Source organism: Kluyvera georgiana ATCC 51603 (assembly GCF_001654985.1).
GTDB classification, from domain to species: Bacteria; Pseudomonadota; Gammaproteobacteria; order Enterobacterales; family Enterobacteriaceae; genus Kluyvera; species Kluyvera georgiana.
Genome location: NZ_LXEU01000062.1, coordinates 32166 through 44658 on the forward strand (window position 1 = coordinate 32166; position 12493 = coordinate 44658).

General features: G+C 56.7%; 10 protein-coding genes. 4 read left to right on the forward strand and 6 right to left on the reverse strand.

What is annotated here, in order from left to right:
• Positions 1-25: 25 nt before the first annotated feature.
• Positions 26-436 (forward strand): CidA/LrgA family protein, encoded by a 411-nt coding sequence (locus M989_RS15105; protein ID WP_064546694.1) that lies wholly within the window; start codon positions 26-28, stop codon positions 434-436.
• On the forward strand, positions 429-1118 hold the full coding sequence (locus tag M989_RS15110) for an LrgB family protein (protein ID WP_064546696.1): 690 nt from the start codon (positions 429-431) through the stop codon (positions 1116-1118). Before M989_RS15105 ends, M989_RS15110 begins: the two co-directional genes overlap by 8 nt.
• 85 nt (positions 1119-1203) lie before the next feature.
• On the opposite strand, the gene M989_RS15115 is transcribed toward M989_RS15110, so the two are convergent.
• Together M989_RS15115 and M989_RS15120 are read right to left on the reverse strand one after the other, a co-directional pair.
• Entirely contained in the window at positions 1204-2487 is a 1284-nt protein-coding gene (locus tag M989_RS15115) for an ABC transporter substrate-binding protein (RefSeq protein WP_167351063.1), read from the reverse strand.
• 104 nt (positions 2488-2591) lie between these two features.
• On the reverse strand, positions 2592-3887 hold the full coding sequence (locus tag M989_RS15120) for a Gfo/Idh/MocA family protein (protein ID WP_064546699.1): 1296 nt from the start codon (positions 3885-3887) through the stop codon (positions 2592-2594).
• A 47-nt stretch (positions 3888-3934) separates the two neighbouring features.
• Here M989_RS15120 and M989_RS15125 point away from each other — a divergent pair, with 47 nt between their 5' ends.
• Positions 3935-5509 carry a hypothetical protein gene (locus M989_RS15125; protein WP_064546701.1) on the forward strand — a complete coding sequence of 525 codons (1575 nt, stop codon included), beginning with the start codon at positions 3935-3937 and terminating at the stop codon, positions 5507-5509.
• Positions 5510-5720: 211 nt separating this feature from the next.
• Here M989_RS15125 and actP read toward each other — a convergent pair whose 3' ends face one another.
• From actP to acs, 3 genes are all read right to left on the reverse strand, one after another.
• Positions 5721-7370, reverse strand: a complete 1650-nt coding sequence (actP, locus tag M989_RS15130; RefSeq protein ID WP_064546703.1) for a cation/acetate symporter ActP — start codon at positions 7368-7370, stop codon at positions 5721-5723.
• Entirely contained in the window at positions 7367-7681 is a 315-nt protein-coding gene (locus tag M989_RS15135) for a DUF485 domain-containing protein (RefSeq protein WP_064546705.1), read from the reverse strand. Before M989_RS15135 ends, actP begins: the two co-directional genes overlap by 4 nt.
• 165 nt (positions 7682-7846) lie before the next feature.
• Complete coding sequence (acs, locus tag M989_RS15140; RefSeq protein WP_064546707.1) at positions 7847-9805, reverse strand: acetate--CoA ligase; 1959 nt, start codon at positions 9803-9805, stop codon at positions 7847-7849.
• A gap of 414 nt (positions 9806-10219) precedes the next feature.
• On the opposite strand from acs, the gene gltP reads away from it, so the two are divergent.
• Positions 10220-11533: a glutamate/aspartate:proton symporter GltP gene (gene gltP / locus M989_RS15145; RefSeq protein ID WP_064546709.1), complete on the forward strand. Its 1314-nt coding sequence runs from the start codon at positions 10220-10222 to the stop codon at positions 11531-11533.
• Between the two features lie 199 nt (positions 11534-11732).
• Here gltP and M989_RS15150 read toward each other — a convergent pair whose 3' ends face one another.
• On the reverse strand, positions 11733-12416 hold the full coding sequence (locus M989_RS15150; protein ID WP_064546711.1) for a tetratricopeptide repeat protein: 684 nt from the start codon (positions 12414-12416) through the stop codon (positions 11733-11735).
• Positions 12417-12493: the final 77 nt, after the last annotated feature.

Sequence of the window (12493 nt, forward strand, 5' to 3'; positions counted from 1 at the left end):
TGTGATTTTTTCTGGACATCCCTCCATGGCTGAGGCCTTAGGGCGCGTAATGCCCTCCGTGTTAAATCGTCTTCAGGTACCGGTGCAGGTTGTGCTGTATGCCGGACTGTTTGTTTTTGCTGAATATCTGGTGAGCTGGTGGCATTTGCCGCTGCCTGCGAACTTGGTGGGAATGGTACTCCTGCTGGCGCTGATTGTTTGCCACGTGGTGCCGCTAAAATGGGTACGTGCGGGCTCACGCTGGCTGCTGGCTGAAATGCTGCTGTTCTTTGTCCCGGCGGTGGTGGCGGTGGTGAATTACGCTCAACTGCTGATGGTCGATGGGTGGCGCATTTTCCTCGTCATCGCGCTGAGCACCATGATGGTGCTGGGGGCAACGGCATGGGTGGTCGACAAAGTGTATCGCTACGAACTGAAGCGGATGCGCAATGAATAATTTTCAGCTGAGCGTCCTGTGTCTGGTGATTACCCTGGTGCTCTATTTCGCCAATAAACGTCTGTATCGCCGCTTTCGTAAATTACCGCTGATGCCGCTGGTTCTCACGCCGGTGCTGCTGGTGCTGATGCTGGTGTTTGGCCATATCTCCTATCAGAACTATATGGGAGAAGCCCACTGGCTGCTGTGGCTGCTGGGTCCGGCGACCATCGCCTTTGCTGTACCGGTGTACGACAATCTGGCCATTATCAAACGCCACTGGATGTCGCTCTCCGCCGGGGTGATCACGGCGACGGTCGTGGCGGTGACCAGTTCAGTGTGGCTGGCGCGGCTGTTTACCCTGTCGGATGAAATCCAGCGCAGCCTGGCCGTGCGTTCCATCACCACGCCGTTTGCGCTGGCGGCGGCGAAATCCCTCGGTGGGCAGCCGGAGCTGGTAGCGTTGTTTGTGGTAGTGACCGGTGTGTTTGGCATGGCGATTGGCGACGTGCTGTTTTTACGTCTGTCGATTCAAGAAGGTATGGCGAAAGGAGCGGGCTTCGGCGCGGCATCGCACGGCGCGGGAACCGCGCGCTCTTATGAGCTGGGGCCGCAGGAAGGCGTGGTGGCAAGCCTGGTGATGATGCTCTCCGGCGTGGTAATGGTGCTGGTGGCGCCGTTAGTGGGCTGGATTATGTTCTGACGCTATTGCCGGGTGGCGCTGCGCTTACCCGGCCTACAACGGCGCAATCCCGTAGACCTGATAAGCGAAGCGCCGTCAGGCAAAACTAGCGATTCAATCGCCGCACGATGCGCTCCACCTGCTGGCGGAAATCGGCGGCCACCTGGGCGGGTGTCTGCTTACCGAGATCCAGCTTTTCACGCGCTGACGTGAACTGATCGATCACCTGCAAATCCTCAATGTACGGCGTGGCGATAGCGGTAGTATGCAGCGACTGCGCCTGGCGTAGCCCGGCGACGACCGGATCGTTCGGGTCAATCACCCCTTTCTCGGTTAAAAGTGTTTCCGCCGCTTTATTCAGCGGAATGCCGCGCTCGAGCCCCAGCGCTTCCACCGACTGCGGATCGCTGACCAGGAAATTCAGCAGCATCGCCGCCTCTTTCGGATGCTTCGTCGACTTCGCCACTGAGAACATTTGCGACGTTTTGAAATAGACGCCCGATTCATCCGTCCCAGGCTGCATCACATAGTCGCCCAGCACCAATTTTGCCGGTGGCGTCATGTTGTTGGCGAACATGCGAATGGTAATGTTCCACGTAAACAAGCCGCCCCATTCACCGTTGATCCACGGCTTCATCTCATACAGGTTGCCCTTGCCGTAGGCGGAGAGCGTTTTCGGGGATGGCAGCACGTGGTCATCGCTCAGCCGCTTCACAAAATTGAAGGCTTCAATCCACTGGGCCTCGCTCCAGGTAAACTGACCGTCTCTGTTGAACATCGGCTGCTGATGTTTCTGCATCATGTAAGCGTTGAGCAGCAGAATCACATCCTGATCGACCATCGTGTACGGGTAGTAGTTGTTGCCGAGCTTCTGCTGGAACACCTTCCCGGCAGCAAAGAATTCATCCCAGGTTTTCGGATACGCCAGCCCGGCTTTTTTCCAGGTGACGTCGTTATAGTAAAACACCGGCGCATTCACAGAAATCGGCAGGCCGTTGAGCTTGCCTTTGACGGTGGTGGATTGCAGCTCTTTGGCCTGATACTGGCTGAAATCGAGCTCGCCTTTAAGCTTATTGAGGTCGTAATAGCCTTCACCGTTTTTGGAGAAGATGATCAGCCACGGCCAGTTGGTTTGCATCACGTCCGGCTCGGTGCCGCTCGCCATCTGGGTAGTCAGACGGGAAAGGTGCCCGTCCCAGCCGGTATATTCGGCTTTTACTTTGATATCGGGATACTTTTTCTCGAAGGCTTCCAGCGCCTTGAGGGTTGCCTGGTGACGACTATTGCCTCCCCACCACGACATGCGTAATTCGACGGGCTGTTGCGCCAAGGCAGAGGTACAGGAAAATAACAGTGATGCGATAACACCTGATACGAGTTTATTCATTATTTCTCTCCGGAACAGAGGCAGAAATTGTTTTATAAAACAGGTGAGTAACTGCAAAATACTGACCAGTCGCTTCGGCGCGGCAGGAAGCCGCGCCGGAATGCGCTTTAGCGTTTCGCCAGACGGGAAACCAGTTCGAACTCCTTAAAGTTCACCGGGCGCTGCTGCTGCATAGAGATATTGCCCGCGATGCCGGTGAGAATGGACATTGCTCCCGCGCGATGGTCTGCCGCCCGTTGCAGCGGGTCGTTACCCGGCTCGCCAAACAGGTCCGCCAGCATGGCGTTGTCGCCGCCGCCGTGGCCGCCTTCACCCAGGTTGAATTCCGCTTTCCATGGCTCGGCGAACATCGGGAACACGGTGATATCGCACTGCTCCAGGCTGCCTTCGTTTTCGCGCTTGCCGCCAGCGTTAACGTAGGATTTCTCCACGATTTTCATCTCCAGGCGGCCTTCGGTGCCGTTAAACACCACGTTCAGCCCTTCCCACGGCAAATAGGCGTTAAGGGAGTAGGTGAGCTGCACATTATTCTGGTATTTCACCAGCACCGACATGGTGTCTTCGATGGTGATACCGTCGCTGAACACGCTCTGGTCGCGGAAGTAGTTGTCTTCATACTCGGCGTCCAGATAGAGCGCTTTCAACTGCGGGTTGTCCGCCATATTCAGCGCGAACGGGTCGTCCTTTGCTTCGGCATGGCCGTGGGCGCGGGGGTAGAACTGGGTCACGCCGCGTTTTTCCGCGTTCTCTTTGCCGTAGAACTGCAGGCTGCCCTCGGCGTAAACGCGCTCAGGGTAGCTCGCCAGCCAGAAGTTCATCAGGTCGAAATGGTGAGTCGATTTATGCACCAGCAGACCGCCGCTGTTGCGTTTTTCACGGTGCCAGCGACGGAAGTAGTCCGCGCCGTGCTCGGTATTGAGCAGCCACTCAAAGTGAACGGAGGTAACGTTGCCGATCGCGCCCTGCATCAGCAGTTCACGCACCTTGCTGTGGTGCGGCGCATAGCGGTAGTTAAAGGCCACGCGCACCGTGTGCCCGGTCTCTTCGATGGCGTCCAGAATGCGCAGCGCGCGCTTCTCGTCGATGGTCATCGGTTTTTCGGTGATCACATCGCAGCCCGCGTGCAGCGCACGGACGATGTAATCATCGTGGGTGCGGTCCATGGTGGTGACGATGACGATATCCGGGCGGGTCTCGCGGATCATCTCTTCAAACTGCGCCGCTTTCCAGGTGGAGACCGGCTCGGCGCCCTCTTTTTGCAGCAGCGTATTGGCGTAGTTCATTCGCGTCTGGTTGGTGTCGCAAAAGGCGACCATTCTGGCGTTATTACGCCAGGTTCCACCAATAGCGGAAATATATAAACCTGCACGACCTCCAGTCCCGACCAACGCATATTTTTTCATGACATCCTCGATTAATATATCAACACCAAAATCCGCAAGGCGACGCAATGAAACGTATTCCGCATCAATTGATGGAGCTGAACAGCACTTTTATCTGGCACTGGCCCTGGTTTATTCAGGGCGTGAAAAGCGCGAAACAGCACGGTTTCACCGGCATCATCCTGCACCAACAGGAACTGCTTTCTATTCTTGCGACGCCCTCGCCGTTGAGTCAGAAACTCCACGTCGAGAACTTAATTCATCAGCAACATTACGCGTTGCAGTATTTAAAACGCGTTGACCGTTATCTGGCGGAAAATAACCTGTCGTTCTGGCTACAGGGAGAGGCTGCGCCGAATGACGATATTATTAAGCGTAAATTTCCCGAACTGACCTTCGACGAAAGCAGCGCGCCGGATTTCTGGCAGCAGTTTTATGCCGCGATACTGCACCCGCTATTACCGTCGTTGCCGCACCTCAGCGGCATGATTCTGAGCCTGACCACCCCGGACTTTGAGACCGCTCGCTGGCAGCAGAGCCTGCACGATGTCTGGAGCCTGCTGCGCGCCCAGGGGAAAAAGCTGGTGCTGCGCGACTTTATCGATGACAGCTGGCCGCGCCAGCAGCTTTCCAACATTCTTGCCCGCCTCCCGGACGATGTTCGCGCTGCGATTAAAGCCACCGAGCTGGACTATCACCCCGGTTTTGCCAACCACCCGCACATCGCCACGCTGCCGGGGCATAAAAAGTGGATAGAGTACGATCTCTTTGGCACCGGCTACGGCTGGACCGCGCTGCCGTGCTATCTGGCCGATGAAATCAGCGGCCGCCTGAGCTGGGCGCTGAGCGCCGCCGAAAACGAAATTGAGGCGATTACGTCTCGCGTCAGCTGGCAGTGGCTACCCGACAGCCGGGTCATGGACTCCGCCAACGCCATTAACCTCTTCGGGCTTTGCGCCGCCAATCAGACCGACGATTCCGCGCCGTCGGTCTTTGAACGCTGGGTTGAGCATCAGCAGCTTGGCTTTCGTTCGATGCAGGACAAACACCAGCTTTCTGTCATCGTCCACGCCAGCTACGACTGGCTGTGTAAAACGCCGAACTTCCTCGGACGACGGCTGCACTACCAAAGCCAGATCCCGGAGAGCGTCGCCCAGGCGCAGCAGCTGCTGCATATGGACACCCGCAGCGCCAACTGGATGCACGCCTGGCAGCCATTAATGCCGACCGACGACCCGACCCTCGGCAAAGAGCAGCGCGAGCGGGTGACGCTGGAAAAAGAGGCTGCCTGCTTCCTTGCGACCCGCACGGTACAAAATCTGCGGGAGCTGATGCCGCGAATGACCTGCCCGAACGACACGCTGGAGGTGCTGCTGGCCGCCTGGCGTAGCGCGGAAATCTACAGCCAGATGTTCTCTCGCGTGGCGGCGACGGTGACCGATATCCTGTGGCTTGACCACTACGGCCCGCACAGCCTACCTGCCGACACGCTACAAAAGCATCAACAGCAGCTGCTGCGCTACGCCGACACACTGGAACGCTGGCTGGTTAATCCGCCCGCCAGCGGCCCGCTGTTCCTGCCGCTGTTGCTCAGCCCGGAGCGCTTAACCCGCTTTGCCAGAAGTCTCAGCGATGTGTCTTGAGTTAAAGAATAAAAAGCGCGGCGAGGGTTGTCTGTAAACGTCGTAGAGGTAAAGCTGAGGAATGGCGTGAAAACGGGAAAAGTGTGATGGCCTTTGCGAATCGCAGATAAAGCTTGTGATGCGCATCGGCTTTTTTCTTTTTGGTGACGTGATAAATGTCACCTGAAGGGAAAAAAAATGTGATCCCCGACCAGCGGTCGGGGAGGGAATTTTAGTGTGCGCGGCCCTGATCGATGCCCAGACCGGTCTGCGAACGGATGAACTGTGCGCGGAACTGTTCGCGTTCACGATTACCTTCTTCGGAGTTATCGGTGGCGGAGAAGAACCAGATACCGATAAAGGCGATGGCAATGGAGAACAGCGCCGGGTACTCATACGGGAAGATCGCCTTCTCGTGGCCGAGGATCGTCACCCAAATGGTTGGGCCGAGGATCATCAGCACCACCGCCGTCAGCAGGCCCAACCAGCCGCCGATCATCGCGCCACGGGTGGTCAGTCTTGACCAGTACATGGAGAGCAGGATGATCGGGAAGTTGCAGCTCGCCGCGATGGAGAACGCCAGGCCCACCATGAACGCGATGTTCTGATTCTCGAACAGGATGCCCAGCAGAATCGCCACCACGCCCAGCACCAGTACGGTGATTTTCGAAACCTTCAGCTCTTCACGCTCGGTCGCGCCTTTCTTGAAGACGTTGGCGTACAGGTCGTGAGAGACCGCTGAAGCACCGGCCAGCGTCAGACCGGCAACCACCGCCAGAATAGTGGCGAAAGCGACCGCCGAGATAAAGCCGAGGAACAGGTTGCCGCCCACGGCATCGGCCAGGTGCACCGCCGCCATGTTGTTACCGCCAATCAGCGCGCCCGCCGCGTCTTTAAACGCCGGGTTTGCCCCTACCAGCATGATCGCGCCAAAGCCGATGATAAAGGTCAGGATGTAGAAGTAGCCCATAAAGCCGGTGGCGTAGAACACGCTCTTACGCGCTTCGCCCGCATCGCTTACGGTGAAGAAGCGCATCAGAATGTGCGGCAGACCGGCGGTACCGAACATCAGGCCGAGGCCCAACGACAGCGCCGATATCGGGTCTTTCACCAGCCCGCCGGGGCTCATGATCGCCGAGCCTTTCGGGTGCACCGCCATGGCTTCGGTGAACAGATTATTGAAGCTAAAGCCCACGTGTTTCATCACCATAAAGGCCATGAAGCTAGCGCCGAACAGCAACAGCACCGCTTTGATAATTTGTACCCACGTGGTGGCGAGCATGCCGCCAAACAGTACGTACATCACCATCAGCACGCCAACCAGCACCACGGCGACGTGGTAGTTGAGGCCGAACAGCAGTTCGATAAGTTTACCCGCGCCCACCATCTGAGCAATCAGGTACAGCGCGACCACCACCAGCGAGCCGCAGGCGGAGAGCATGCGGATTGGCCCCTGCTTCAGTCGGTAGGAGGCCACGTCGGCAAAGGTATAGCGACCGAGGTTACGCAAGCGTTCGGCAATCAGGAACAGGATGATCGGCCAGCCGACGAGGAAGCCGAGCGAGTAGATCAGCCCGTCGTAGCCGGAGGTGTAGACCAGCGCGGAAATGCCGAGGAACGACGCCGCCGACATAAAGTCACCGGCAATCGCCAGCCCGTTCTGGAAGCCGGTGATGTTGCCACCCGCGGTGTAGTAATCGCTGCGCGAGCGTACGCGCTTCGACGCCCACCAGGTGATATACAGCGTCAGGACGACGAAAATCAGGAACATGATAATCGCCTGCCAGTTGGTCGGCTGGCGTTCGACCGGGCCGCTCAGGGCATCCGCCGCGCTGGCCGCAAAAGGAAGTATGGCGGCTAGCGCCGTCAGGACTTTCTTCATGATGCTTTTACCTCGCGCAGGACGGCCTTGTTCAGGCGATCGAATTCATTGTTAGCCCGCCAGACGTAGATGCCGGTCAGAACAAAAGAAATCACGATAATGCCGATACCAATCGGAATGCCGCGCGTGACGCTGGTACCCGCGTGCAGCGGCGTGCCAAGCCAGCCTGGCGCGAAGGCGATGAGTAAAATAAAACCGACGTACACCACTAACATAATCAGCGATAAGAAGGTGGCAAACCGTTGCCGTTTTTCGACGAGCTCCCTGAAATGCGCACTACCTTCTATCTGCTGACAAATTTGATCATTCATCACAGAGTCTCCAGAGGTTTTTTGAGTCGTGTTTTTTGTTGTGCAAATCAGAACACCGTACTGTTCCTTCTTCCGCAGGAAGAAGGAAAGGGCGAGGGGCGGTGTACGGCGATGACACCCTCACCCCGGCCCTCTCCCGGTGACAGGAGAGGGGAAAGCCTGCTCTTATGACGGCATCGTGATGGCCTGCTTCTCTTCCAGCAGTTTTTCCACCACGCCCGGATCGGCGAGCGTTGAGGTATCGCCCAGGTTGCTGGTGTCGCCAGCGGCAATCTTGCGCAGAATGCGGCGCATGATCTTGCCTGAACGGGTTTTCGGCAGCGAGTCGGTCCAGTGCAGGACGTCCGGCGTCGCCAGCGGGCCAATTTCTTTACGCACCCAGTTACGCACTTCGGTGTACAGCGCTGGCGTTGGCTCTTCGCCGTGGTTCAGCGTGACGTAGGCATAAATGGCCTGGCCTTTAATGCTGTGTGGAATTCCCACCACCGCCGCTTCGGCAATTTTCGGATGTGATACCAACGCCGATTCGATTTCCGCGGTACCCAGACGGTGGCCGGAGACGTTCAGTACATCGTCGACACGACCGGTGATCCAGTAGTAACCGTCTTCATCGCGACGCGCGCCGTCGCCGCTGAAGTACATGTTTTTGAAGGTGGAGAAGTAGGTCTGCTCAAAGCGTTCGTGGTCACCGAACAGAGTACGCGCCTGGCCCGGCCAGGAGTCGGTGATCACCAGGTTGCCCTCGGTGGCGCCTTCTTGTGGATGACCTTCGTTATCCACCAGCGCTGGCTGCACGCCGAAGAACGGACGGCTGGCGGAACCGGCCTTCAGCTCTGTTGCGCCCGGCAGCGGGGTAATCATGAAGCCGCCGGTTTCGGTCTGCCACCAGGTGTCCATCACCGGGCACTTCTCGTTGCCGATCTGTTTCCAGTACCACTCCCAGGCTTCCGGGTTAATCGGCTCGCCGACGGAACCCAAAATGCGCAGGGAAGAGCGGTCGGTGCCCGCGGTGGCTTTATCGCCTTCCGCCATCAGCGCGCGAATCGCCGTCGGTGCGGTATAGAGAATGTTGACCTTATGCTTATCCACCACCTGGCACATACGCGCCGGCGTTGGCCAGTTCGGCACGCCCTCGAACATCAGCGTGGTTGCGCCGCAGGCCAGCGGCCCGTAGAGCAGGTAGCTGTGGCCGGTAACCCAGCCCACATCGGCGGTGCACCAGTAGATGTTGCCCTGATGGTAGTCGAAGACATATTTAAAGGTGGTTGCGGCGTACACCAGATAGCCACCGGTGGTGTGCAGGACGCCCTTCGGCTTGCCGGTGGAACCGGAGGTATAGAGGATAAACAGCGGATCTTCCGCATTCATCTCTTCAGGCTGGTGCTGGTCGCTGGCTTTCTCCAGCAGGTCGTGCCACCACAGGTCGCGGCCTTCGTGCCAGTCGATATTGCCGCCGGTACGTTTCAGCACCACGACATTTCTGATGGTTTTAACGTTCGGGTTTTTCAGCGCGTCGTCGACGTTCTTTTTCAGCGGCACGTTGCGTCCAGCGCGAACGCCTTCATCGGAAGTGATAACCAGGCAAGCGCTGGAGTCGATGATACGACCGGCGACAGCCTCCGGCGAGAAGCCGCCGAAGATCACCGAGTGGATCGCGCCAATACGGGCGCAGGCCAGCATCGCCACCGCCGCTTCCGGCACCATCGGCATATAGATAGCCACCACGTCGCCCTTTTTCACGCCCAGCGAGAGCAGGGTATTGGCGAAGCGGCAGACGTCGCGATGCAGTTCGCGATAGGTAATGTGTTTACTTTGCGTGGCATCGTCGCCTTCCCAGATGATAGCGGTCTGGTCGCCACGTGTCGCCAGATGGCGGTCAAGGCAGTTTGCCGCCAGGTTCAGCGTGCCGTCTTCGTACCACTTGATAGAGACGTTACCAGGCGCAAAGGAGGTGTTTTTGACTTTCGTGTAAGGCCGCATCCAGTCGAGGATTTTGCCCTCTTCACCCCAGAACGCATCCGGGTTGGTGACTGACTGGTGATATTTGGTCTGGTATTGCTCCGGGTTAATCAGGCAGCGGTCTGCAATATTTGCAGGAATAGGGTGTTTGTGAATTTGGCTCATGCTTTTTTTCTCCTAGTAAGATGTTAATAATATGTCTCATAAAAGTTAATAACAGAGGTGTATGGCGCTTTGTTTACTATTTGCGCGGCAGATCACGCATTATTGGAATTGTTCAAATAACGTTCATTTGATTCTTTGAACAAAAATAATTACGGAAGGGGATTTATAGAAAAGTCGCAAATTTTTTTGTTTTTATAACAAAAACTTATAAATAATTATTGGTAGAAATTAGCGGTAATATCGATTTGGCTGGTGAAAAGCTCTGAACTGAAAGGGTTGCATGAGACGCCATGCAGATGATACTGATATTGCGCGTTAAAAACCTCTAAAAGTAAACGCAACACAAATCACCCCCTTTCAAGTGGATACCATTCCTGTATGGCATGGTATTTTTCATTGAGGAAGTTTGCCGTTATGAAGAAAGCACGTGTCAGCTTAGCCTGGCAAATTCTTATTGCCCTGATTCTGGGTATTATTCTTGGTAGTTATCTGCATTATCATAGCGATAGCCGCGACTGGCTGGTTATGAATCTGCTGTCCCCTGCTGGCGATATTTTCATCCATCTGATTAAAATGATTGTTGTGCCGATTGTTATTTCGACGCTGATTGTCGGAATAGCCGGTGTTGGCGATGCAAAACAGTTGGGGCGAATTGGCGCCAAAACCATCATCTATTTCGAAGTGATCACCACGATTGCGATCATTATCGGTATTACCATGGCCAACGTGTTCCAGCCGGGTGCCGGTATCGATATGTCGCAGCTGGCCACGGTGGATATTTCGAAATACCAGAGTACCACCGCAGAGGTGCAGAGCCACGCGCACGGCCTGATGGGAACCATCCTGTCGCTGGTGCCGACCAATATCATCGCCTCGATGGCGAAAGGCGACATGCTGCCGATCATCTTCTTCTCGGTGCTGTTCGGCCTGGGGCTCTCCTCGCTGCCGGCGACGCACCGTGAGCCGCTGGTGACGGTATTCCGCTCTATCTCGGAAACCATGTTTAAAGTCACCCACATGGTGATGCGCTATGCCCCTGTCGGCGTTTTCGCGCTGATCGCCGTGACGGTCGCCAACTTTGGCTTTGCCTCGCTGTGGCCGCTGGCCAAACTGGTGCTGCTGGTTCACTTCGCGATTCTGTTCTTCGCGCTGGTGGTGCTGGGCATCGTGGCGCGCATTTGCGGGCTGAGCATCTGGATCCTGATTCGCATCCTCAAAGACGAGCTGATTCTGGCGTACTCCACCGCCAGCTCTGAGAGCGTGCTGCCGCGTATTATCGAGAAGATGGAAGCCTACGGCGCTCCGGCGTCGATCACCAGCTTCGTGGTGCCGACCGGCTACTCCTTTAACCTCGACGGTTCCACGCTGTACCAGAGCATCGCGGCGATCTTTATTGCCCAGCTGTACGGTATCGACCTGTCCATCTGGCAGGAAATCGTACTGGTGCTGACGCTGATGGTGACCTCGAAAGGGATCGCAGGCGTACCGGGCGTCTCCTTCGTGGTGCTGCTGGCGACGCTGGGGAGCGTTGGGATTCCGCTGGAAGGTCTGGCGTTTATCGCCGGTGTGGACCGTATCCTCGATATGGCGCGTACGGCGCTGAACGTGGTGGGTAACGCGCTGGCGGTGCTGGTGATAGCCAAGTGGGAACACAAATTTGACCGCAAGAAAGCGCTGGCGTATGAGCGCGAGATGTTGGGCAAGTTTGATAAAACCGCTGACCAGTAAATAGAGAAAAAGATAACGCCGGGCTTGCCCGGCGTTATTGTTTTTGGGATGGAAGTTGATGAACGTTTTGGTGGGCACGATGTGCCCCCTCTCCCTTTTTAAGGGAGAGGGCTGGGGTGAGGGTTTAACGCCGAATCGACATGCCCCTCACCCTAACCCTCTCCCCAAAGGGGCGAGGGGACCGGTCGATGCAATGTCGTTACTCCGCACTCAGCTTATCAAACTCTTCACACCCGGTATCGAACCCTTCCGTACAGCTCAGATTCAGCCACTGTAGCGCCTTCTGCTTGTTCGGCGTAATAAAGCCCTTCTCGCCGCCCAGGAACATCATTCCGGCCCAGTATTCTGAGTAGCCAGTGCGCGAGAGCGCTGAGCTGTTTTTGAAGTAGTCCGTCGCCTTCTCATCGTCTTCTTTCACGCCGACACCGTTGGCGTAAATCAACCCCAACAGCATTTGCGCGTCAACCGCGAAATCGCTCTCGGCGTTCATCGATGCCTGCTGGAGCAGGGTTATCGCCCGCGGGTAGTCGGTTTGCCCCGCCTGGCTATTGATAAGAATGCGCGCCAGGATAACGTCACCGGCACGGCTGCCCGCTTTGACGGCTTTCTCCGCCAGCGCTTTGGCTTCGGGATAGTCGAGACTCACGGGATTAGTCATTTTGATCTGCGCCAGTAGCGCGAAGGCATCGGCGTCGCCGCCGTCAGCGGATTTCTGCGCCCAGAATTCGGCTTTACTTAGGTCGCCTGAGCTAAACCAGGTATCGGCCAGATAGTACTGCGCACGCGCATCTCCGGCCTCGGCCGCCTGCTGATACTGGCTGCCCGGCTCTTCTGCGTGGACCGATATTGCGGCCAGCCACAACAATGCTAAAAGTCGTTTCATCTTATTATGTAGGTAGTCGAGGAAGTGGGCAGTATAAAGAGATTGGCAGGATAAAAAAACGCCCCCGAATGGGGGCG

Excerpts from the sequence above, each read along its gene's own strand:
- M989_RS15105 (WP_064546694.1), top strand. The coding sequence starts at position 26 with ATGGCTGAGGCCTTAGGGCGCGTAATGCCCTCCGTGTTAAATCGTCTT.
- acs (WP_064546707.1), bottom strand. The coding sequence starts at position 9,805 with ATGAGCCAAATTCACAAACACCCTATTCCTGCAAATATTGCAGACCGC.
- M989_RS15150 (WP_064546711.1), bottom strand. The coding sequence starts at position 12,416 with ATGAAACGACTTTTAGCATTGTTGTGGCTGGCCGCAATATCGGTCCAC.
- actP (WP_064546703.1), bottom strand. The coding sequence starts at position 7,370 with ATGAAGAAAGTCCTGACGGCGCTAGCCGCCATACTTCCTTTTGCGGCC.
- M989_RS15110 (WP_064546696.1), top strand. The coding sequence starts at position 429 with ATGAATAATTTTCAGCTGAGCGTCCTGTGTCTGGTGATTACCCTGGTG.
- M989_RS15120 (WP_064546699.1), bottom strand. The coding sequence starts at position 3,887 with ATGAAAAAATATGCGTTGGTCGGGACTGGAGGTCGTGCAGGTTTATAT.
- gltP (WP_064546709.1), top strand. The coding sequence starts at position 10,220 with ATGAAGAAAGCACGTGTCAGCTTAGCCTGGCAAATTCTTATTGCCCTG.
- M989_RS15125 (WP_064546701.1), top strand. The coding sequence starts at position 3,935 with ATGAAACGTATTCCGCATCAATTGATGGAGCTGAACAGCACTTTTATC.
- M989_RS15135 (WP_064546705.1), bottom strand. The coding sequence starts at position 7,681 with ATGAATGATCAAATTTGTCAGCAGATAGAAGGTAGTGCGCATTTCAGG.